Raw genomic sequence first — 22,521 nt, forward strand, 5'->3', positions numbered from 1 at the left:
TTTAGATATCAGTGCCGGGCCACCTGAATTTTCTCTTTCGATATTCTGGCGGTAGTCAATACAGCCTCCTGCTTTTTCCTTTTACCCGTGATATATATCCCTGCACAAAGCACCAGCAGCGTCACTCCCATCGTCATCAAACTTTCGTAGCGATACTGCGGTAAATAAAACATATATCCCAGCACGCTGAGAATCATCAAAATACTCAGCCAGGTTAACCATGGGAAAAACCACATCTTGAAATCGGGTGTCATGCCGCGTTTTTTCCAGTGCGGTGCGCATTCTCAATTGTGAAACCGCAATCACCAGGTAGACAATCAGTGCAATGGCGCCGGTGGTGGAGATGAGGAAGGCGAAGACTTCACCAGGGAAAGCATAGTTTGCGATACAGGCGACAAAGCCCGCCAGTGTGGAGCCGAGGACGGCTACGCGTGGCACGCTACCCCGAGTGACGGTGGCGCAAGAAGCGGGGGCATTACCGCGTTTGCCAAGCGAATAGAGCATGCGTGATGCGGTATATAAACCCGAGTTCATGCAGCTGCAAACGGCAATCAGCACCACCACATCCACCACCAGTTTGGCACCTGGGAAGTTGAGCGTAGAGAGCACATACTGGAAGGTTCCTTGGGTGAGCAGTTCAGGATCATTCCAACTGATGAGCGAAACCACCAGGAAGATTGAAAGCAGATAAAATAAGGCGATGCGATACACCACGAGATTAATTGCACGGCTGATTTTTTTACCGGGATCTTTGGATTCCACAGCAGCAATGGTGACCACTTCGGCACCAAAAAACGAGAAGATAGTCAGCAGAATACCCGTTAATACCGCGCCAAAACCGTGGGGCATAAAACCAATGCTATTGTAGAGATGAGCAACGCCGCTGACATTGGCCAATGGCCAGTGACCGGATATTGCCATTAGACCAATACCAATAAAACCAATGATGGCGACGACTTTAATAATGGCGAACCAGAATTCAAACGCGCCAAAGTTTTTTACACTAAATAGATTTGTCACGGTCAACAGCAGGATAATGGCTGTGGTAAATTGCCAAGCAGCGACGGAAGGAAAATAGGCGTGCAGTATATCTGCACCGGCAATCGCTTCGACCGGAATCAACAATACCCAAAACCACCAATATAACCAACCGATAGTGAAACCCGCCCAGGGGCCAATCGCTTTCGCGGCATAGGTGGAAAAAGAGCCGGTATCAGGTTGCAATACGGCCATTTCACCCAGCATCCGCATCACCAGTAACACCAGCACACCGGTCATTGCATAAGAGAGGAGAACTGCCGGGCCAGCGGTAGCGATGGCATTGGCGGAGCCAACAAATAATCCAGCACCAATGATGCCAGCGATAGAGATCATGCCAATTTGTCGATCCGAAAGGCCATCGCCTAACGAATTATTTTGTGCGGGTGAATGGCTCATATATATCCTCTTATCCTGTCAGGCATAACATTTGATCATCCAAAAGCACCTATCGGATGAGAATGTTTTATTGACGGGGTTCATGTTATTAAAAAATAAATATCGAAAGCGCGTTTCGACACTATTTCCAAATCAGAGGTGACAGTTGTAATTTATTTTGATGTTCAATCCAGACGATCAGTTGTTGTTGAAATAATCATTGCACCTTATTTAAAAAGTGGTCAATGAGCATGAGATGGCCTAATGGAATGAAAAGTGAAAATAATAGGAGATTAAGAAAGGTCGAGAAAACCATTGTAATTAAAAACAACAAGTTAGCGTTATTGTTTTATATTCATACTGATTTATTATTTTTGTGATGTTAGGCGATTTTAACTTCAGACATGAATTTTTCTAAGGCAAAAAAACAGGCAGAGGAGAAATAATTCTTTTCTCCGCCGCCTGTCATTACAATTACTAATGCACTACTTTCACCGCAAGTGATTAATACCGATGATAACTGCGCTGTGCCTGATTGACCTTATACAGATAGCGGCGTGACTCACCCGATGGATGGCTGGTGGTCAGCGTCTGATACACATCATTCGGCGACATGTCGTTAATCTTCGCGAAGGCACGATCTTTATCACTGGAGAACACACGCAGTACGCTGCCGGCCCCTCCGTTGTAGGCAGTAATTACCGCGTAACGTCGTGACACCGGATCCTGAATCCCGCCTAAATAACTCTTCTGTAGCAGCGACAGATAGGCCGTACCCGCATCAATGTTATTTGCCGGATCAAGCAGATAGCTGCGGCTTGGTTTGCCCCATTTGCCCTTCATGCGGAACACGTCTACGCCAGCGGTATGTTGCACCACCTGCATCAAGCCCAGCGCATCAGAGTTGCTGACCGCATAGGGGTTGAAGCTCGATTCGGTCTGCATAATCGCCAGGATCAGCGACGCATCAACGCCATACTCTTCCGCTGCTTTACGCACCAGCGGCAGATATTTGTGCGCACGTTTGTCGAGGTGGTTCGGCACCATCGGAATGGTAACAGACCAGATCACGTGTAAACCGGATGTGCGTTTTTGCAGCTTGTTCTGAATCAGGTAATCCGCAAAGCTGGCGGCGCGGCCCTGCCAACGAATCGGCTGTCCGGTGTTATCCAGTACCTGACCATAAAGCAGCGGCTCTTTACTGATCTGAATATCGTTGGCATCGGAGTAGAGATCGACATTACCCGGATCTTCACCGATCAGCAGCGTGGTGATGATCGCCTGACGCAGGCTGGCCATCGGATCGGTGCCCGCAATGGTCTCAATGGTGATACTACCGCTGTCAAAGTTAATGTGACTGCGGGTGTAATAGCTGTCGCTATATTTGACGTAATCTTTTGGTCCGGCGATCAGGACCTCATTGATACCCCAAATATTTTCAATGTTGGCAGCAAACTGCCCCATCAGAATGTCGAAACCGTTGGTGTCCTTAACCCACTCTTCGTGATACTGCGATTTTTTTTGTCCGGAGCAGGAAACCAAAAGTGGGGCAATCACTAACAGCGCTATCAGTTTTTTATTCATTGTAAATGGGTGCCTGATTCGAAAAAGAGGGCCTCAAAGGGAGGCCCTGAACGATTATTTTTCTGGCGGGGTGAAGCCTTCGATATGCACATCTTTGCCTTCGAACAGGAAATTGATCATCTCCTTCTCCAGCACTTTGCGATCTTCCGGGTTCATCATGTTGAGCTTCTTCTCGTTGATCAACATGGTCTGCTTGGACATCCACTGCTGCCAGGCTTCTTTGGAAATATCATTGTAGATGCGCTTACCGATCTCGCCTGGATAGAGCTGGAAATCCTGCCCTTCAGCGTCGCGTTGCAGAAACGTACAAAAAATGGTGCGGCTCATTACTCTTCCTCTTGGATCACGCGCGTGTGCAGTGCCAGTTGCTGGGGATGGCGCAATTCATGCAGCAAGCGCTCAACGGGCGCGGCCAAACCCACTGACGGTGGTTGCGCTAAGTTATACCAGAGACCGCTCGCTTCATCCATCAGCGACCCGGTAGAAGGCCACGCTAGCCACATAGGCACAATGTCTAAGTGGAAATGGCTGAAGGTATGTCGGAAGGCCGTAAGTTGCTGTGGCTTGGCATGAATACCGCGCTCGGCTAACCAGTCAGTTAGTGCTTGCTCACTGGTGAACTGCGGGAAGCAGAATAAACCGCCCCATAACCCCACCGGCGGACGTTGTTCAAGGAACACGTCGTCGCCGTGCTGAATCATCAGGAACCAGCCGGTGCGCTCGGGAATCGTCACTTTGGGCTTCTTACCGGGATACTCCGCCCAGCTGCTGTTGGCGTAAGCCACGCAGCCGCTGCTGACCGGACAAATCTCACACTTAGGACGTGAGCGAGTGCACACTAACGCACCAAGATCCATCATTGCCTGGTTAAACTGGCTAACGCCTTCAGCAGGCGTGACCTCTTCGCTGATCTGCCACAGACGTTTTTCAACGTCTTTCTTGCCCGGCCACCCACCCACGGCATAACAACGTGCCAGCACGCGTTTAACGTTGCCGTCGAGAATCGGGAAATGCAGGCCCAGTGACAATGAGAGTACGGCACCTGCGGTAGAACGGCCGACGCCTGGCAGTGCGGCGACATCATCAAAATTACGCGGGAATTCACCGCCGTGTTTGTCGACCACTTGCTTCGCGGCTTTATGCAGATTGCGCGCACGGGCGTAATAGCCGAGGCCGGTCCACAGGTGCAGCACTTCATCCAGCGGCGCTGCCGCCAGATCGGCGATCGTCGGGAAGCGCGCCATAAAGCGTTCAAAGTAAGGAATAACGGTGGCAACTTGCGTCTGCTGCAGCATCACTTCAGAGAGCCACACCTTATAAGGTGTCTTCTCCTGCTGCCACGGCAGAGTTTTGCGGCCAAAGCGGTGATACCACTCCAGCACCTGTTGCGCGAACTGCGGCGCTTGCATCATTAGAAGGAAATTTTCCATGTTTGCTCTACAATCAGGCAGGAATTCCAGCACAGAGACATCAGGGTGTAAACCGGAAGATTGCAAAGGCTTGCTTCTGCTATCTAACTTTGCATAATGCCCGTTTCCCAGATTAGGCTAACCAGCAGGCTTCAACATGATTAATGACGTCATCACCCCAGAATTTGATGAGAACGGTCGGCCATTACGCCGTATCCGCAGTTTTGTGCGCCGCCAAGGGCGCTTAACGAAAGGGCAGCAGCTCGCGCTCGATAATTACTGGCCGGAGATGGGCGTCGAGTTCCAGCAGGAGCCGCTGGATTTGGCCGCACTGTTTGGTCGCGAAGCGCCCGTAGTGCTGGAGATTGGTTTTGGTATGGGTGCCTCACTGGTGACCATGGCGCAGAACAATCCACATCAGAATTTCCTCGGCCTTGAAGTGCATGCGCCGGGCGTGGGTGCCTGTCTGGCTTCCGCGAAAGAAGCGGGCGTGGAGAACCTGCGTGTGATGTGTCACGACGCAGTAGAAGTGTTGCAGCAGATGATTCCGGATAATTCACTGCGTATGGTCCAGCTGTTCTTCCCGGATCCATGGCATAAAGCGCGCCACAACAAACGTCGCATTGTGCAGGTACCTTTTGCCGAGCTGGTGATGCGTAAGCTGAAGCTGGGTGGCGTGTTCCACATGGCGACTGACTGGGAAGATTATGCGACTCACATGCTGGAAATCATGAACAGCGTGGATGGGTATAAAAACCTGTCAGAAGGTAACGATTACGTGCCGCGTCCGGAAACGCGTCCGTTAACTAAATTTGAGCAGCGCGGGCAGCGACTGGGCCACGGTGTTTGGGATCTGATGTTTGAGAGGGTGAAATAATGGCCGTACAGCGTAGCCGTCGTTTACGTAAGAAACTGCATATTGATGAGTTTCAGGAATTAGGTTTTTCTGTTGCCTGGCGTTTTGCCGAAGGCACCACCGAAGAGCAGATTGATGCCACGCTGGATCAGTTTATTACTGAAGTGATTGATCCGAATGGTCTGGCGTATGACGGCAGCGGTTATCTGGTGTGGGAAGGCTTGGTTTGCCTGCAGGAAACTGGTAAATGCACCGATGAGCACCGCGAATTAGTGCGTAAGTGGCTGGAGCAGAAAGAACTCACTGATGTTCAGGTCACTGAACTCTTTGACGTTTGGTGGGACTAAGTAAGTTATTAGTCTGAGATAGCGCTTCAGGCTAGCTCACTTGCGCTTTTGGCACCGGGCAGTGCTCGCCATCCTCACGTACTCATGTACGCTCCGGTTGCTGTGCGCTGGCCGTTACCAAATTCGCCGCGCCGCCTACGCCTGACCTGTTTTAACAGCAAAGGCGTAGGCGGCTTTTCATTTAAGGGAGATTTCATGGTTCGTAAGGCTCTTCTTACCGCACTGCTGCTGGCTGCAGCGACGCAGGCGCAGGCTGATTATCAGTGCAGCGTTAACCCAAAGGATGATGTGATCATCAAACCGCAGAGCGTGCAGGTGGTGGGCACCAACGGTAATCTTGAAATCTCGCCACAGGGTGATGTGACCTTCAACGGGCAGAAAGCCAACGTCGATAACGCCACACGCCAGAAAGCCATTGATTATCAGAATGCTTTACGCCGTGATTTACCGTGGGTAGATAACGGTGCTAACACGCGTTTAGAACGCAGCCGTGTTGCGTTAGATAAAGTGATTGTGGAAAAGCTCGGTGCTAACAGCAACGTGCGCAATCGCCTCACCACTTTGGATGGTCAGTTAAAGCAGCAGATGAATCGCATTATTGAGCATCGCCCGGACGGTTTGACCTTCCATCATCAGGCGATAGATCAAGTGCGCGCTGACGGAGAAAAGCTGGTGCAGAGCACACTGGGCGGCATCATGCAGGACAGCCTGAACGAGATGGGCAGCAGCAAGGCGGCCAGCGGCAGTAATCCATTACAAGCCATTATGGGCAATCTGGGTGGATTACAGCAGGCGGTTCAGGCAGAGTGGAAAAATCAGGAACAGGATTTCCAGAATTTTGGCCATGAGGTGTGTAACCGAGTGACGGATCTGGAAGGGCAGCGTACCGCGCTGATGCAGGGCGTTAAAGGATAAAAATCGTCGCTATCGTCTTGAAAGTTAAACGATAGCGGCACAATTTATTGCGCGTATGTCAGCAGCTTAGCCGCTTCAGGTACGCGCGATAAATCGCGCCGCTACACGGCTAATTACTCGCTCTTCGCTTCCTCTGCCGTCGCTTTATTGCTGGCGACATAGTTGTAGACAACCAGCAGAGCAAAGATACCGGTGATGATCATCATGATGACACCCTTATCCAGGTAGCGTGCCATGTTGCCAAGGATGATGCCGGTGACGCCAAAGTCGGTGTCTGAGAAAGTGGTATTGGTTAATCCAATCGCACCGAGCACGGGCAGCAGGGCGACCGGGAGGAACGTAATCAGAATACCGTGGGCAAAAGCGCCCAGCATGGCTCCACGTTTCCCACCTGTGGCGTTACCAAACACGCCCGCCGTTGCACCGCAGAAGAAGTGCGGCACCACACCTGGAAGAATCAGCACCCAGTGCAGTTGTCCCAGGAAGAACAGCCCCACTAATCCACCCACGAAGCTAGAAATAAAACCAACCAGAACCGCATTCGGTGCGTACGGGAAGACAATCGGGCAATCCAGCGCGGGGCGTGCATTTGGCACCAGTTTCTCGGAGAAGCCCGTGAAAGCCGGCACAATCTCCGCCAGAATCAAGCGCACCCCTTGCAGGATAATAAATACGCCCGCCGCAAAGGTAATCGCCTGTACGAACGAATACACCAGGTAGTTCTGACCATGACTAAATTGACTCTCTACATATTCCCGGCCGGCAGAAACCGAAAGAATAAAGTAAATAATCATCATGGTGAGGGAGATGGAGATGGTGCTGTCGCGCAAAAAACTGAGGTTTTTTGGCATGTTCATCTCTTCAGTGGATTTGGAGCCTTTACCCACTAAGGAGCCAATCCAACCAGACAGCACGTAACCGACTGTACCCGTGTGTGCCAGGGCGACCTGATCGTGTCCAATGATTTTACGCATATGCGGCTGAGCGATGGCCGGGAAAATCGCCATCAGCATGCCGAGCGTCAGAGAACCGGTATAAATCAGCTGCACACCTTCGAAACCTGCCACCGACAAGATAATGGCGATCATACAGGCCATATAGAAGGTCACATGGCCTGAAAGATAGATGTATTTCAGTCGAGTAAAGCGGGCAACAATAATATTCGCCACCATACCAAACGCCATAATCAGCGTGGTAGGCGCACCGTACTTCTCTAAAGCAATGGAAACCATCGCTTCATTGTTTGGAATAATTCCCTGTACATCAAAGGCGTGCTTAAAGATGTCACCGAGTGGCGTTAACGACCCCACCAACACCGTCGCACCGCCAGCCAACACCAGAAAACCCAGGATAGTTTTTACCGTGCCTTTAATGATGTCTGGGAACGGCTTTCTCTGTGCGATCAGTCCAAACATGGCCACCAAACCAACCAGAATGGAGGGGACTTTCAGCACATCCACAACTACCAATAAAAGGTTTTGAATAAACATAGTAACCTCAGCGGCAAGTGTTCTATTTCAGTAGGTTGAGTGAATTATTTATTAAAATAGGCGCGGACTTTTTGCTCAATTTCTTTGAGGTCAATGATGTTGTTGATGATGATCACTTTGTCCTCTGGAAGGTTGGCGCTGTAGGCGATGTCTTTTGCCATCACGAATACATCTGCCACATCCGGCGTGACCGATCCCAGATCGGAGTGCTCTACGTCGGCGGTCACATCAATCAGCTTCAATACTTTTTTGATGTTCATTTCCATCATAAAACTACTTCCCAGGCCTGAGCCGCAAACTGCCATAATTTTCATCTTCTACCTCGTTGATTTTTATTAACTAATGCTAAATTAAACGGATTTAGGATAACAATAGACGGCTGAGTTCAGCCTGGTTAACCGCGCTTAACACCTGCGCCATTTTTTCTTCATCAGAGAGCACTTCAGCCAATTGAGTAATCATTTCTATATGGCTGTTGCTGTCGGGTGCAGCGAACATGAACAGGATATCGACCGGGTCATTTTCATCTGCATCAAAATTGACGCCCTTAGCCAGTTTAAGCACCGATAAACCGAGTTTTTCTGCACCTTGTTCTGGTCGCGCATGCGGCATGGCGATACGTGGAGCGATGACAAAGTAAGGGCCAATCTCCTGCTTCTGCTGGATGATGGTATCCACGTAACGCTGAGAAATGGCCTGTTCATGCAGTAGCGGACGCGCCACGGCTTCGATGGCGGCCTGCCAGTCAGGAACACTTTCGAGGTACTGAATTTTTTCTTCATTCAGCCATTTAGCAAGATGCGCCATGTTGATCTCCTGAAGTCGGGATGACTGTGGTCAAAGGCTGTATAGCGATGAGATGTACAGTCATGTTTGAATGAATTTCCCTGGTGTTGATGTTGTTTTTAATCGGCAGCCTTATCTTATTGCATTTATTACAAGTGACTACCTTAATAAGATAATGATTTTTATCTATTATTTTTCTTTCTAACTTAGAGTGGTTATGTTTTAAAAGATGTCTAGTCATCTTGATAATGCTCCTAGACCTGTACAGATACAATATGTAAGATTGAAATCTGGCTGGACAGGTTGCTCCTGAATGTAAAAGCGTTAACTCGATCACATCCGTAAGCAGTAAGGGTGGCGCGCATAAAATAAATTCAGGCATACGTGTTGAGTCACCGAGCGCAGATTTGCACTCATACACTTATTGGGAAGCACGTTGATGATCGATGGCATTACTGAGAAGCAAAAAGAGGTTGTCGATTACCTCCTGCAAAAAATCAAAGATGATGGATTGATGCCGGGTGACAAACTGGACACCGAAATCGGTATCGCTAAAAACATCGGTATCACCCGCGCCACGGTCCGCGAAGCAACACGTATCCTGATTGAGCAACAGCGCATTTATCGGGTGAAGGGCTCGGGCCTGTTTGTGGGTTCAACAGCTAAAAGCGATCATGTGGGGCGTTTTCACGCGCTGTCACCCTTTGACTTCCAGGCGCAGAAGAAAGGGTACAAAGGGGTCAGGAAAGTGATCACCGTCAGTATCATGAAAGTGCCGACGGCAGAAATGGCTCAGGCGTTGCGCATCAAGAGTGGTGACCAAATCTATAAAGTGGTGCGTCTGATGAGCTTTGATGATATTCCCGTGGCGCTGGAATATAACCATTTCCCGGTCAGCATGTTTAGCAGCATGGAATTCAGCAAACTGGAAATATCGAAATACTCTTACATCGAGCAAATAACAGGCAAGAAAGTCCAGCGCAGGGAACAGCATTTAAATGCCATCAATGTGACGGATGAAGAACAACTTAGGTTGCTGAATTTTAATGAAAATGCTGCGGCTTTAGAGATTTATGAAACGGTCTATCTTGATGATGGTTTGCCCTGCGAGGTGAATATAGCCATCATTAATACGCAGCTTTTACAACTGCGGCAAAATACGGAAAGACCTTAACTGATGACCCAGTCATATTGGTTAATCACTGGGCCATCAGAATGTCATGACTTCTCTTCAGGCAAAAACAGTTCCAGCAGCGAATTCAGGAAGAGTTTCCCTTTCTCGGTGATTTGCCACTGTTCTGCTGTTTCATCCACGTAACCCGCGGCAATCGCTTCGTCTAGCTGCGTACGAATCACGGCTTCATCCAGCCCGGTATAGCGAAGGAAATCAGCGCGTGGAGCGGCCTCCAACAGGCGGAAGCGGTTCATAAAGAATTCGAACGGCTTGTCGTGATCCTCAACTTCATGCTGCTTATCGAGGTAGTTGCCTTTCATGAAACCGCGCGGATGGCGTGTTTTCACCGTACGCACAATACGGCCATCCGGTTGCGTCAGCTTGCCGTGGGCGCCACACCCAATACCGAGGTAATCACCGAAACGCCAGTAGTTGAGATTATGCTCGCAGCGATAGCCCGGCTTAGCGTAGGCCGAGGTTTCATACTGCTGATAACCGGCGGCGCTGAGCAACTGGTGACCCTGTTCGAAGATATCCCACAGCGCGTCGTCATCCGGTAACACCGGCGGGCGCGAGCTAAACAGCGTGTTGGGTTCAATCGTCAGTTGATACCACGACAGATGCGGTGGATTGAGCGCAATCGCCTGGCGTAAATCGTCCAGCGCTTCTTCCAGCGACTGATCCGGTAAACCGTGCATCAGATCGAGGTTAAAGCTGCGCAGGCCAAGGCCTTCGGCCAAATGTGCCGCGCGTTTGGCTTCTTCTGGCCCATGAATACGACCGAGGCGCTCAAGCTTTTGCGGACTGAAACTCTGCACGCCAATCGAAATACGATTAATACCGGCTTTCTGATAGGCACTGAAGCGGTCAGCTTCCACGGTGCCGGGGTTGGCTTCCATGGTGATTTCCGCACCAGCCGCCAGCGGCAAGCGTGCACGCACGCCGTCCATCAGCATCTGCATGGCATTGCTGCTCAGCAGGCTCGGCGTGCCACCACCAATAAAGATAGTGCGCACTTCACGTCCTGCGGTGAGCGGTAAATCCTGTTCAAGATCGTTGAGCAGGTGCTGCACATACTCGATATGCGGCACTTCTCCCTTCAAGGCGTGCGAGTTGAAATCACAATAGGGACACTTCTGCACACACCATGGGATATGGATGTAGAGACTTAGCGGTGGTAACTCAGGCATTGCGCATCGCTTCCAACAACAGCGTCAATGCTTTGCCACGGTGAGAAACGGCGCGCTTTTCATCTTTACTCAGCTCGCCCGCGGTTTTACCCAGCTCAGGAACATAGAAGATAGGATCGTAGCCGAAGCCGCCTTGGCCTGCCGCCGCGCGCGTGATTTCCCCCTCCCAGCTACCGTGGAACACCAACGGAACCGGATCTTCTGCATGACGAACGTAGACCAGCACGCAGTGGAATTGTGCCTGGCGCTGACCGTCTGGCACATTTTCCAGCGCGACTAACAGCTTATCGAGATTCTGCTGATCGCTGGCGTCAAGGCCAGCATAGCGCGCCGAGTATATGCCCGGCGCGCCACCGAGTGCATCCACTGCCAGACCCGAGTCATCGGCAATGGCCGGTAAGCCGGTGATCTGCGCCGCATGACGCGCTTTGAGGATGGCGTTTTCAATAAAGGTCAGGCCGGTCTCTTCGGCTGACTCAACGCCCAGTTCGGTTTGCGCCACGATATCAAGGCCGAAAGCCGCTAACAGATCGGCCAGTTCACGAACTTTGCCCGGGTTACCGGTGGCGAGAACAACTTTTTGCATAACAGTTCCAGATTAACGAATTAGAGCAGGTACCAGAGACCTGGGAACAGGTCCATGCCGAGGAAATTCAGCGCGTACAGCACCAGAATCACAATCATGGCAGAGAAATCGATGCCGCCCATGGCAGGCAGAATACGGCGAATCGGAGCCATCAGCGGTTCAGTCAGTTGGATTAACACGTAGTCAATCGGACCGCGACCTTGGCTGATCCAGCTCATCAGTGAGCGAATGATGATCACCCAGAACACCAGATAACCGGCAGATTTTAACAACGACAGCAGCCCCACCAGCAGGTTGGTTGGGTCCACAGAGAATACGCCGACCTGAATCAGTAGCAGCACGGGATACTTCAAGGTCGTTAGCACAAACGCCAGCACCAGCGAGGCGGTATCAATCGGGCCCAGCGCAGGCAATATGCGACGCAGCGGCTTAATGATTGGCTGAGTAATCTTCACCACGAACTGTGACAGCGGGTTGTAGAAGTCACAGCGTGCCCACTGCATCCAGATGCGCAGCAGCAATACCATCACGTACAGGTCGATCAGCGTTTTGACTAAAAACGTCATTGTTAACATGAGGTTCCTCAATTATTGTTGTGAAGGTCGCGCATAATCCCGCGCGCCAAAAACGGCGGTGCCAATTCGCACCATGGTGCTGCCAGCGGCGATTGCCGCATCCATGTCGTCGCTCATTCCCAGTGAAAGCGTATCGACCTCGGGGTAATCCTGTTTTAGGGCGTTAAACGCGCTCGCCATCTGCTGGCAGACCGCCAGCTGTCGATCATAATCCGCTTCCGGTGCTGGGATAGCCATCAACCCGCGCAGGCGCAAACGCGGCAATGCGGCAATCTGTTGAGCCAACTCTGGAATGGCCTCCAGCATGATGCCAGATTTGCTGTTCTCGTCACTGATATTTACCTGAATTAACACGTTCAGTGGCGGCAGCGCGTCTGGGCGCTGATCATTCAGACGTTGCGCAATGCGCTGGCGATCAACGGTGTGACACCAGGCAAAATTCTCCGCCACCAGGCGACTTTTGTTGGATTGTAACGGCCCAATAAAGTGCCATTGCAGTTCAGGATGTGCGGCCAGCTCTGCCACTTTTTCAACCCCTTCCTGCACGTAATTTTCACCGAATGCCTGCTGTCCGGCGGCAATCGCTTCTGCGACTGCGCTCGCAGGTTTGGTTTTGCTCACGGCAAGCAGGGTAATTTCTTCTGGCGCGCGGCCGCAACGTGCGGCAGCAGCGGCGATGCGTTCACGCACTTGCAGTAAGTTGAGCTCAATGGAAGTCATAGTCAGGAGAAGTTAAATGGATTTGGATGAAGTTGTGGCCCTTAGTGTAAAGCATAACGCCGCCGATCTGCACCTTTGCAGCGGACATTTGCCGCACTGGCGTTGTCATGGCGTGCTGGCGCCGATTCCACAGCAAAACGTTCTGGAAGGAGAGTGGCTGGAAGCCTTTATTCAGCAGCGGTTAAACCAGGTCCAGCAGGCAGAGCTGGAGGAGAGTGGGCACGTGGATTTTGCGCTCACGCTGCCAAGCGGCGTGCGGCTGCGTGCAAACCTGTTTATGCAACGCCATGGCTTGTCGCTGGCGCTGAGGCTGGTTGCCAGCCAGGCCCCGGATCTCACCAGCCTGCGGTTACCGGATGTAATGGCATCCCTGATGCAGCTTGAAGAAGGGCTGATCTTAATCACCGGTGCCACGGGCAGCGGTAAATCCACGACGCTGGCGGCACTGGTGGATAACCTCAACCGCGAGCAGGCGCGCCATATCATTACGCTGGAAGATCCGATCGAGTTTGTGCATCACAGTCAGCGATCGCTGATTCAGCAACGGGAAGTGGGCGTACACGCGGCTTCATTCCAACATGGCTTGAAGGCGGCGCTACGCGAAGACCCCGATGTGATTCTGCTGGGAGAGTTGCGAGACAGTGAGACGATTCGGCTCGCGCTCACTGCCGCAGAAACCGGTCATCTGGTGATGGCAACCCTGCATACGCGCGGCGCTACGCAGGCGGTGGATCGCTTGGTGGATGTGTTTCCCGCTGAAGAGAAGAACCTGGTGCGCACTCAACTGGCGGGGAGTTTGAAAGCAGTGCTGGCGCAGCGACTGGTGCCCGCAAAAGCAGGCGGCCGAGTGGGATTGTTTGAAGTGCTAGTGGCGACGCCAGCGGTGGTCAATTTGATTCGCGAAGGAAAGATGCATCAATTGCCTGGCGTGTTACAAACCGGCGCACAGGCAGGCATGCAGACCTTCACGCAGAGCGAGCAGGCGCGGCGAATGGCGGGATTGATTGAGTAACCGACTGCAGCGGCGCGATTTATCGCGCGCCTCGAAAGTGGCTGCGCAACTGACAAATGCGCAATTGGTTGCACCGCTACCGTTCAGCAAGGGGCATCACGCGGGATGCTAGATCGACTTAAATTAATGCGTATCGAACCAATCTTCGAGAATGATCACCGCCGATTGCGAATCGACCTGGCCTTTTTGTAGCGCACGAAAGCCGCCGCGTTCGAACAGGTCGGCACGGGCCTCAACGGTACTCAAACGCTCATCCTGCAACTCAACGCGTACGCCAAATCGGCCATGTATACGATTGGCAAACTTACGGGCACGGTCGGTTAACGGCTGTTCGGTGCCGTCCATATTCAGCGGCAAGCCCACCACCACATAATCTGGTTGCCACTCTTTCAGCAGCTTCTCGATCAGTTTCCAGTCGGGCGAGCCGTCCTGCGCTTTCAACGCAGTGAGTGCACGAGCCGTGCCGGTCAGCTGTTGGCCGACGGCCACGCCGATACTTTTAGTGCCGAAATCAAATCCCAGCAAGGTTTCACTGGCCATCAGGCGTGTCCTGCATCGCTGGTCATGTTATGGATATCGACACCCATGCTGCGTGCGGCTTCGCGCCAGCGTTCGGCAATAGGCGTGTGGAACAGAATATTGGTATTGGCGGGCGTGGTCAGCCAGGCGTTTTCCAGTAATTCATTTTCCAGCTGATCTTTTTCCCAGGCGCAGTAACCCAGCGCCACCAGCACGTTTTCCGGCTGTGAGGCAGTACCGATCGCTTCCAGCACATCGCGTGATGTGGTGATCACGGTATTGTCGGAAATACGGATGCTGGAGGAGTAAACTTTCTGCGCAGAGTGCAAGATAAAACCACGATCTTCCGCCAGCGGGCCACCCGAGTAAACCGGCTTATCCAGTTTGATGGTGGGATCGCGATCGGTAGCGCTAATTTTAAGCTTCTTCAGAATACCTTCGACGGTTAAATTCTCCATCGGCTTATTCACAATCAAGCCCATGGCACCATCTTCATTGTGCTCGCAGATATACACCACCGAGCGTTTGAAGAGCGGATCCTGCAGCGACGGCATCGCAATCAAAAAATGGTGCTGTAAATTCATTATCACTCGTGTTTCAAAAATTACCGGCATGGCCAAAGCCACACCGGTTTTGGGTTCTTGCAGCGCTTACACGCCGCCGACATCAGCCCAAACGTTTTTCAATGGCATCCATCAGCATGCCGGTGATTGAAATCGGGAAAGCAGCTTCGATTTCACGCACGCAGGTTGGGCTGGTAACGTTAACTTCGGTGAGTTTATCACCAATGATGTCCAGGCCGACAAAAATCAACCCTTTGGCTTTCAGCGTTGGGCCAACACGACGAGCAATTTCCCAGTCGCTATCGCTCAGCGGACGCGCTTCACCACGGCCACCTGCGGCCAGGTTGCCACGGGTTTCACCGCCTTGCGGAATACGCGCCAGGCAGTAAGGCACCGGTTCACCATCCACGACCAACACGCGTTTGTCGCCATCTTTAATCGCTGGCAGGTAGTTTTGTGCCATGCAGAAGTTCTGACCGTGGTTGGTCAGGGTTTCGGTGATCACACCAAAGTTAGGATCATCCTGCTTCACGCGGAAGATAGATGCACCACCCATACCGTCCAGCGGCTTGAGGATCACGTCACCGTGCTCCTGCCAGAAGGCGCGCAGTTGCTCTTTGTTGCGGGTGACCAGCGTATCGGGTGTTAAATCAGCAAACCACGCGGTGTAGAGCTTTTCGTTACAGTCGCGCAAGCTCTGCGGTTTGTTCACAATCAACGTGCCTTGCTCTTCTGCGCGTTCCAGCAGGTAGGTTGCGTAGATGAACTCGGTATCAAATGGCGGATCTTTGCGCATCAGCACGACATTCAGATCGGCCAGTGGAATCACCTGCTCACTGCCGAATTCATACCATTTGTCGTAGTTCTGCTCGACGCTCAGCAGGCGCGTGCGGGCATAGGTCACGCCACCGCGCAGGGAGAGATCGCTCATCTCCATGTAATGAATTTCGTAACCACGGCGCTGTGCTTCCAGCAACATGGCGAAGCTGGTGTCTTTTTTAATGTTGATGGACGAAATTGGGTCCATAACGATGCCAAGCTTGATCATTATTCTCTCCTCAAAGGGGGAATCAGCTTCCCGTTCCGTGTGTTGCACGTGCTTCTCTCTATAACCCGGAATTATCGCTTAACCGAGGTCACCAAACCTCACCTGAAGTGCCGTAATGGCGGTGAGGGCGGTTGTTTCGGTGCGCAACACGCGCGGGCCGAGCAAAATATCAGTGAAACCTTGCTGTGCGGTCATTGCTATTTCATCAGCAGACAAGCCGCCTTCTGGGCCAATCAGCAGACGAACACGTTCCACGGGTTGCGGCAGCGTATTAATACTCTGGCTGGCACGCGGATGCAGATTCAGCTTCAGGCCGCTATCGGCTTCGGCACACCAGGCTTCCAGCGTCATCGCTTCGCGAATTTCCGGCACGCGATTACGGCCGCACTGTTCACAGGCGGCAATCGCAATTTTCTGCCATTGCTGAATCTTCTTTGCCAGCCGTTCGGCATCCAGCTTTACGCCGCAGCGCTCAGAAAACAAGGGTGTAATCACATTCACACCGAGTTCGATCGATTTCTGAATCGTGAATTCCATTTTTTCACCCCGCGACATCACTTGTCCGAGGTGTAAATGTAGCGGGGATTCACGGTCATCAGGCTGACTGGCAAGGATATTTACTTTTACACGCTTTTTATCGGCTTGGGTGATTTCGGCGCTAAAAGTCAGATTACTGCCATCAAACAGCTCAATGTGTTGACCCACGGTCATACGCAGCACGCGTCCGACGTGATTAGCGGCATCTTCATCAAGGAAGAATTCACGGTTAACGTCTAGGGTTTCGGGGTGATAAATGCGAGGTATACGCATGCGGTTCCTGCCAGCGTTATGCCGTGCCAACGGACACGGCGCAATCGAAAAAAGCTAGTTTAGGGTAGCGCTTTTAGCGCTGGCAAGCCTGTTGTACATAGGGATTGTGATTTCCTTGCACCTGCGCGATGCGATTGTCACGCTCACACTCCCATGCGGTGACCGGATATTGCTTGTTCCAGGCGGTAAATAGCTGGGTTTGCTGGCGTGACAAATTGAGATGATATTGATCGCGCATGTAGAAGTAGGTGCGGGCGATGGCGCCGCGAGCACGTTCCGGCGGCTGGGCCAGCTTCTGCTTAAAGTCGATCTTCATTGAGCACTGCCCGTATGGCTGATCGCCACCGTTCCACTGGCTGTACTGGAAGTTATTGCGGTCGCCGTTCACTTCACCAATCGCCGGCTGCAGGTTATGCAGGTCACTCTCAATGCGACGATAGTCGGCATCTTTACTGCAATTTTTACGTCCGCCGTTTTGCCAGCACTGGCGCTGATGGCCGAACTCCCATGCGGGCATCACATGTTCCCACTCAATGCGTTCAGCTCGGTTGGCATTTTTACGAACGTTATAGCCGCAGCTGCTGAGATCAGGCACGCCTTTCTTGCCGTGCCAGCTGATTTTGCAGCCGCAGTAGAAGTCGGCCGGGGCATCGGCATTAATTTGTGCCGCGACGGTTTTTGCCTGCTGGAAATTGTTCTGATGATAATTCGAAAAACTCAGACTGAAGGCACTAAGGGGTGCCATTAATAAGGTGAGTAACAACAGCGTTTTGCGAGACATATTCCAAAATTGACCTGGTGCGGAAAAAGGCGGCAGGGTAACAGAATGGCAAGAGGGGGGATATCAGATTCGCGGACTAACGTGCTGTGAATTCACCGGGTTGCAGTAGCGTGCCACAATGGACACAGCGATATTCGCTTTCACCGCGCTGCACGCGGTTATGGCGGCGTACCGTGAGCTGATGCTGCTGGCAGCGGCAGCGATAGGGGAAGGTGTTACTGCGCACGGAGGCGATTTCAAACTGATGCGTGCGACGGGCGGGCACGCCCAGAACGCTTTCCATCATCCACTTCCACTCTTTACCGTGCGGCGGCACGCGACCAAAGGTTTTCCATACCAACAGATGTGCCAGTTCATGCGGCACCACTTCATCAATAAACGGCTGTTGGTTTTCCAGCAACAGCACGGGATTCAGGCGAATTTCCCACTTCTCTAGCCAGGCCGTGCCAGCGGCGGTGCCGCGCTGCTGATAAACCAGCTTTGGCTCGTCATAGTGACGTTCCAGCTTGTCATTGGCGAGCTGCAAAAAATGGCGCAGAGAGCGCATCACGGCTTGTTGCAGGGCGATAGGAAGGCGAGGTGTTTTCATGTTCGGCAGGATAACCTGGTACGCATAAATGCGCATCCTACGAAAACCACACCGAACCCGTAGGGGCGCCATTTATGGCGCCCTCCAATGCCAGGAACGCATAAATGCGTCCCCTACGAACTCTCACCCAATCCGTAGGGGCGCCATTTATGGCGCCCTCCAATGCCAGGAACGCATAAATGCGTCCCCTACGAACTCTCACCCAATCCGTAGGGGCGCCATTTATGGCGACCGAAACGCGCTGGAGTGACAAGCATTACGTCATTGATAGCAAAAAAAAGGGCCACCTCGCGGCAGCCCTTGTTCTCGTCTCTCAACCTTACTTCTGGCCGATATCACGCAATTTTTTACCTGACATCAGGTTACGCTCGATGTGCTCCAGCGAGACGTTTTTGGTCTCTGGAATCAGCGCCACGGTCAGCAGGATAAAGAAGACATTCAGACCCGCATAGACCCAGAAGGTCGGCGCGTTGCCCAGCGAGTTCAGCATGGTCAGGAAGGTGGCACCAACGATCATGTTCGCAATCCAGTTGGTTGCGGTAGAAACGGTGATACCAAAGTCGCGGCCTTTCAGCGGCTGAATCTCTGAACACAGCACCCAGATCAACGGACCGGCAGACATCGCGAAACCAACGATGAACATCAACAGCATCGCCACCGCGAAGTACTGTGCCGAAGCAGAGTGAATGCCGATGTGCAGCATAGTACCGAGGATACCCATGCCAGCGGCCATGACGATAAAGCCCAGCACCAGCGTTGGTTTACGGCCCCAGCGATCCACCAAACCGATAGCAATAAAGGTCGCCAGTACGTTCACCAGACCGACAATCACTGTGCCCCACATTTGCTGAGTGGTGTTGGCGAAGCCTGCAATCTCAAAGATTTTAGGCGCGTAATACATGATCACGTTCATACCGGTGAACTGCTGCATCACCTGCAGCAACACGCCCAGGTACACAGCACGGCGGAAGTGGCTGTTGCTCTGGAACAGCTGCCAGCCAGACTGTTTGATCTTCAGGCTTTCACGAATCTCATCCAGCTCACGCTTAGCTTGTTCGCTGGTATCACGTAGACGATCAAGCACCCGCTGTGCACTGCGGAAATCACCTTTTGCTGCCAGCCAGCGTGGGCTGTTGGGCAGGAAGAACACGCCAATCAGCAGCAAAATGGCTGGGATGGTGATGACACCCAGCATCCAGCGCCATGCACCTGCATCACTGAACGCAGTGTCAGACAGGTAGGCTGCCAGAATCCCGATGGTGATCATCAGCTGGTAGAGTGAAATCATACTGCCACGAATTTTTTCTGGCGCGATTTCAGAAAGATACAGTGGCGCGGTGTAAGAGGCGACACCCACGGCTAAGCCAAGAACCACACGAGCAGCAATCAGCATATCCGGGCTAGTGGCCATGGCGGACCACAAAGAACCGATAACGAACAGGATGGCACCCGCCATCAGGCTCTTTTTACGGCCCAGGCGAGACGACATCCAGCCACTACCAACAGCACCCACAGCTGCACCGAACATCATTGAGCTAACAATCCACTCTTGCTGGTGAGCTGTCACGTTGAAATCTTTTGCGATAAAGGGCAGGGCACCAGCAATAACGCCGATATCCAGGCCAAACAGCAGGCCGGCCAGAGCCGCTAAAAAGCAGACGAACAAGGTCATCATCTTGTTCGATGTTCTGCTCTTATGAGTAGTACCAGGCATAATGCCTCCGAAGATTATCTATCATTGTTTTTATCAATGTTATGAAACCTGTCGGCAGAAAAAAGTGAGTTCGATCACATCAGTGTAATCGGTTACACACGCTGAAACCCTGAAATCCAGCATTTTCCGCCTGAAATAGTTACGTAACCAGTAAGGTATAGCACCCTTTAAGTTTCTGACATCTCTCTAAATATCGGCTATCAGACGACGCTGAAAATAACGCATTTTCACAGGAATAACTACGCTGAAAATTCTCTAAATTACAGATAACAAAAGAATTTCAAAATGTAATCGTTAACACTTTGTTGTAAGCGAAGTGATCAGAGTGTAGACAACGAAAAAAAAGCTGTGCGTGGAAGGGGGAGCAGCGTGTGCGATTGGCAATGTAGCGGTACGTGGCGAGTCATAAAGCATGTGCGATGAATCTACAGTGTTGATACATGAGCGCGGCGACAGGCATAAAAAAGCCCGCATTAAGCGGGCTTGTTTTCGCCAGGCTGTAATCAATTACAGGCCAGCAGCCTCACGCAGTTGAGCGGCTTTATCCGTCTGCTCCCACGGGAAGTGTTCGCGACCAAAATGACCGTAAGCGGCGGTCTCTTTGTAGATCGGCTTCAGCAGATCCATCATCTGGATCAGACCGTATGGACGCAGGTCGAAGAACTCACGCACCAACAGGGTCAATTGCTCGGTTGAGACTTTCTCAGTACCGAAGGTCTCCACCATGATTGAGGTTGGCTCAGCCACGCCAATCGCGTAGGAAACCTGAATTTCACAACGATCGGCCAGACCCGCAGCCACGATATTTTTCGCCACATAGCGAGCGGCGTAAGCAGCCGAACGGTCAACTTTAGAAGGATCTTTACCGGAGAATGCACCGCCACCGTGACGAGCCATGCCGCCGTAGGTATCCACGATGATTTTACGACCGGTCAGACCGCAGTCACCCATTGGGCCACCGATAACAAAACGACCCGTTGGGTTGATGTGGTATTTGGTGCTGGCATTCACCCACTCAGCAGGCAGAACCGGCTTGATGATCTCTTCCATTACGGCTTCGCGCAGGTCGGCCGTTGAAACTTCTTCAGCGTGCTGCGTTGACAGTACTACCGCATCGATACCGACAATTTTGCCGCCATCGTACTGGAAAGTGATCTGGCTTTTCGCATCCGGACGTAACCACGGCAGTGAACCGCTTTTGCGCACTTCAGCCTGACGCTGAACGAGGCGGTGCGCGTAGGTCACCGGTGCTGGCATCAGCACATCGGTTTCGTTGGTCGCGTAGCCAAACATCAGGCCCTGGTCGCCCGCGCCCTGTTCCAGCGGATCGGTACGGTCAACACCTTGGTTAATGTCCGGAGATTGCTTACCAATCGCGCTCAGTACTGCGCAGGAGTTCGCATCAAAGCCCATATCGGAATGCACATAGCCGATTTCACGGACGGTATTACGGGTGATCTCTTCAATATCAACCCAAGCGCTGGTGGTGATTTCACCGCCAACCAGCACCATACCGGTCTTCACGTAAGTTTCGCAGGCCACACGTGCTTTAGGATCCTGTTCCAGGATCGCATCAAGCACAGCATCGGAAATTTGGTCAGCGATTTTATCAGGATGTCCTTCTGATACGGACTCAGATGTAAAAAGGTGTTTAGCCATTCTGTTCTTTACCTTACAAATGGTTTGAATTCGACTGCATAGCGTAAGTGGACCAGGCCGACTCGACGCCCCTTCAGGCAAAGCCGCGAGCAATAGGGAGTATGGGTATGTAGCACCGACACCGCCTGGATGTTAATCAGTTTAGATGGACAACCATCTGGACGGCTATTCTAGGTTACACAGTGAGCACATTTCCAGTGCTTTTTAAGATTGAGCACGTTTACGCAAGCGCCTGATTGGAACAAATTCCTGACACCACACACATTTCATGGACAAAAATTTTGCTTTTTAGCACCAGTGGCTGTATAAAACGCCGCTGCTGTTTTAAAGGATGACGTCACTGTGCGTCTCGCCGTCAGAGCCGTTCTCTGGCTTTCACCCAAGCCGTTTTTCGTTTGCTAATGGCAGACGTTGGAGGTGATAAAAGTAATGAACCACACTTCTCTTCTTTTCGGTTCTCTGCGCTTTTTAGGCGCGCTGGCAATCCTTCCCCAATCCAGTTCTGTTCTTTTCTCTCGCCGAAGTTTTATGCGTTGCGGTAATTATCCCGACACGAGCGCCGGCTAAGCTATTCCCACTTTTCTAATGCTGTGTTTCACTCGCTATTGGCCGTGAAAATCGTAGGCTTCGGCCCGTTTTTTACTGAATTTGGCGCGGTGTTTTACACTTAGAGTCAGCAACGTGCATTGCAACCCGATATGCGGAGCTCAGCAAGATGGGAAAATCTTTACCCGGACTTAAAGCAGTAAAACCCGGCAACTGTTTCATATTTCAACGG

General features: G+C 51.9%; 23 protein-coding genes and 1 pseudogene. 5 read left to right on the forward strand and 19 right to left on the reverse strand.

Going from position 1 to position 22,521, the window contains the following annotated elements; genetic code table 11:
- Positions 1 to 8: 8 nt before the first annotated feature.
- From HA51_RS21255 to mutY, 4 genes and pseudogenes are all read right to left on the reverse strand, one after another.
- Positions 9 to 1,437: pseudogene (locus HA51_RS21255) on the reverse strand (amino acid permease).
- Between the two features lie 483 nt (positions 1,438 to 1,920).
- Complete coding sequence (gene mltC, locus HA51_RS21260; protein ID WP_084936554.1) at positions 1,921 to 3,000, reverse strand: membrane-bound lytic murein transglycosylase MltC; 1,080 nt, start codon at positions 2,998 to 3,000, stop codon at positions 1,921 to 1,923.
- A 54-nt stretch (positions 3,001 to 3,054) separates the two neighbouring features.
- Positions 3,055 to 3,327: an oxidative damage protection protein gene (locus HA51_RS21265; RefSeq protein ID WP_038644892.1), complete on the reverse strand. Its 273-nt coding sequence runs from the start codon at positions 3,325 to 3,327 to the stop codon at positions 3,055 to 3,057.
- Positions 3,327 to 4,412: an A/G-specific adenine glycosylase gene (gene mutY, locus HA51_RS21270; protein ID WP_084936555.1), complete on the reverse strand. Its 1,086-nt coding sequence runs from the start codon at positions 4,410 to 4,412 to the stop codon at positions 3,327 to 3,329. Before mutY ends, HA51_RS21265 begins: the two co-directional genes overlap by 1 nt.
- 154 nt (positions 4,413 to 4,566) lie before the next feature.
- Between mutY and trmB the strand changes: the two genes are divergently transcribed.
- The 3 genes from trmB (at position 4,567) to HA51_RS21285 (ending at position 6,527) form a co-directional block, all read left to right on the forward strand.
- Positions 4,567 to 5,286, forward strand: a complete 720-nt coding sequence (gene trmB / locus HA51_RS21275) for a tRNA (guanosine(46)-N7)-methyltransferase TrmB (RefSeq protein ID WP_084936556.1) — start codon at positions 4,567 to 4,569, stop codon at positions 5,284 to 5,286.
- A complete protein-coding gene (locus tag HA51_RS21280; RefSeq protein WP_084936557.1) occupies positions 5,286 to 5,612 on the forward strand; it encodes a YggL family protein in 327 nt (108 codons plus the stop codon). Before trmB ends, HA51_RS21280 begins: the two co-directional genes overlap by 1 nt.
- A gap of 195 nt (positions 5,613 to 5,807) precedes the next feature.
- A complete protein-coding gene (locus tag HA51_RS21285) occupies positions 5,808 to 6,527 on the forward strand; it encodes a YggN family protein (protein WP_084936580.1) in 720 nt (239 codons plus the stop codon).
- A gap of 113 nt (positions 6,528 to 6,640) precedes the next feature.
- Here the strand turns inward: HA51_RS21285 and HA51_RS21290 are convergent, their stop codons facing one another.
- The 3 genes from HA51_RS21290 to HA51_RS21300 are packed head-to-tail and all read right to left on the reverse strand — an operon-like array spanning position 6,641 to position 8,824.
- The gene (locus HA51_RS21290) at positions 6,641 to 8,017 is read right to left on the reverse strand and encodes a PTS ascorbate transporter subunit IIC (protein WP_084936558.1); all 1,377 of its coding nucleotides are present in this window, start codon (positions 8,015 to 8,017) and stop codon (positions 6,641 to 6,643) included.
- A gap of 44 nt (positions 8,018 to 8,061) precedes the next feature.
- Positions 8,062 to 8,331, reverse strand: coding sequence for a PTS sugar transporter subunit IIB (locus tag HA51_RS21295; protein ID WP_084936559.1), 270 nt, complete (start codon positions 8,329 to 8,331; stop codon positions 8,062 to 8,064).
- 46 nt (positions 8,332 to 8,377) lie between these two features.
- Positions 8,378 to 8,824: a PTS sugar transporter subunit IIA gene (locus HA51_RS21300; protein WP_084936560.1), complete on the reverse strand. Its 447-nt coding sequence runs from the start codon at positions 8,822 to 8,824 to the stop codon at positions 8,378 to 8,380.
- A 418-nt stretch (positions 8,825 to 9,242) separates the two neighbouring features.
- On the opposite strand from HA51_RS21300, the gene HA51_RS21305 reads away from it, so the two are divergent.
- Positions 9,243 to 9,977, forward strand: a complete 735-nt coding sequence (locus HA51_RS21305) for a GntR family transcriptional regulator (protein WP_084936561.1) — start codon at positions 9,243 to 9,245, stop codon at positions 9,975 to 9,977.
- 44 nt (positions 9,978 to 10,021) lie between these two features.
- Here the strand turns inward: HA51_RS21305 and hemW are convergent, their stop codons facing one another.
- Genes hemW through HA51_RS21325 form a run of 4 tightly spaced genes read right to left on the reverse strand, consistent with a single transcriptional unit; the run spans position 10,022 to position 13,048 of the window.
- Entirely contained in the window at positions 10,022 to 11,167 is a 1,146-nt protein-coding gene (gene hemW / locus HA51_RS21310; protein ID WP_084936562.1) for a radical SAM family heme chaperone HemW, read from the reverse strand.
- Positions 11,160 to 11,753 carry an XTP/dITP diphosphatase gene (locus HA51_RS21315; RefSeq protein ID WP_084936563.1) on the reverse strand — a complete coding sequence of 198 codons (594 nt, stop codon included), beginning with the start codon at positions 11,751 to 11,753 and terminating at the stop codon, positions 11,160 to 11,162. Before HA51_RS21315 ends, hemW begins: the two co-directional genes overlap by 8 nt.
- A gap of 20 nt (positions 11,754 to 11,773) precedes the next feature.
- Positions 11,774 to 12,328: a YggT family protein gene (locus tag HA51_RS21320; RefSeq protein ID WP_084936564.1), complete on the reverse strand. Its 555-nt coding sequence runs from the start codon at positions 12,326 to 12,328 to the stop codon at positions 11,774 to 11,776.
- Between the two features lie 12 nt (positions 12,329 to 12,340).
- The gene (locus HA51_RS21325; protein ID WP_084936565.1) at positions 12,341 to 13,048 is read right to left on the reverse strand and encodes a YggS family pyridoxal phosphate-dependent enzyme; all 708 of its coding nucleotides are present in this window, start codon (positions 13,046 to 13,048) and stop codon (positions 12,341 to 12,343) included.
- 16 nt (positions 13,049 to 13,064) lie between these two features.
- Here HA51_RS21325 and HA51_RS21330 point away from each other — a divergent pair, with 16 nt between their 5' ends.
- Positions 13,065 to 14,060, forward strand: coding sequence for a type IV pilus twitching motility protein PilT (locus HA51_RS21330; RefSeq protein WP_084936566.1), 996 nt, complete (start codon positions 13,065 to 13,067; stop codon positions 14,058 to 14,060).
- Positions 14,061 to 14,183: 123 nt separating this feature from the next.
- On the opposite strand, the gene ruvX is transcribed toward HA51_RS21330, so the two are convergent.
- The 8 genes from ruvX to metK form a co-directional block, all read right to left on the reverse strand.
- Complete coding sequence (gene ruvX / locus HA51_RS21335) at positions 14,184 to 14,600, reverse strand: Holliday junction resolvase RuvX (protein WP_084936567.1); 417 nt, start codon at positions 14,598 to 14,600, stop codon at positions 14,184 to 14,186.
- Positions 14,600 to 15,163, reverse strand: a complete 564-nt coding sequence (locus HA51_RS21340; RefSeq protein ID WP_084936568.1) for a YqgE/AlgH family protein — start codon at positions 15,161 to 15,163, stop codon at positions 14,600 to 14,602. The genes ruvX and HA51_RS21340 overlap by 1 nt, the downstream gene beginning before the upstream one ends.
- An 82-nt stretch (positions 15,164 to 15,245) precedes the next feature.
- Positions 15,246 to 16,190, reverse strand: a complete 945-nt coding sequence (gene gshB / locus HA51_RS21345; RefSeq protein WP_084936569.1) for a glutathione synthase — start codon at positions 16,188 to 16,190, stop codon at positions 15,246 to 15,248.
- Between the two features lie 78 nt (positions 16,191 to 16,268).
- Positions 16,269 to 17,000 (reverse strand): 16S rRNA (uracil(1498)-N(3))-methyltransferase, encoded by a 732-nt coding sequence (gene rsmE, locus HA51_RS21350; RefSeq protein ID WP_084936570.1) that lies wholly within the window; start codon positions 16,998 to 17,000, stop codon positions 16,269 to 16,271.
- 73 nt (positions 17,001 to 17,073) lie between these two features.
- Positions 17,074 to 17,781 carry a deoxyribonuclease I gene (gene endA, locus HA51_RS21355; RefSeq protein ID WP_084936571.1) on the reverse strand — a complete coding sequence of 236 codons (708 nt, stop codon included), beginning with the start codon at positions 17,779 to 17,781 and terminating at the stop codon, positions 17,074 to 17,076.
- A gap of 76 nt (positions 17,782 to 17,857) precedes the next feature.
- Positions 17,858 to 18,370, reverse strand: coding sequence for a SprT family zinc-dependent metalloprotease (locus HA51_RS21360; RefSeq protein ID WP_139810712.1), 513 nt, complete (start codon positions 18,368 to 18,370; stop codon positions 17,858 to 17,860).
- Positions 18,371 to 18,689: 319 nt separating this feature from the next.
- Positions 18,690 to 20,084, reverse strand: coding sequence for a sugar porter family MFS transporter (locus HA51_RS21365; RefSeq protein ID WP_084936573.1), 1,395 nt, complete (start codon positions 20,082 to 20,084; stop codon positions 18,690 to 18,692).
- A gap of 507 nt (positions 20,085 to 20,591) precedes the next feature.
- On the reverse strand, positions 20,592 to 21,743 hold the full coding sequence (metK, locus tag HA51_RS21370; RefSeq protein ID WP_084936574.1) for a methionine adenosyltransferase: 1,152 nt from the start codon (positions 21,741 to 21,743) through the stop codon (positions 20,592 to 20,594).
- Positions 21,744 to 22,521: the final 778 nt, after the last annotated feature.

The sequence above is a fragment of the Pantoea rwandensis genome, assembly GCF_002095475.1.
Classification (GTDB): Bacteria; Pseudomonadota; Gammaproteobacteria; order Enterobacterales; family Enterobacteriaceae; genus Pantoea; species Pantoea rwandensis.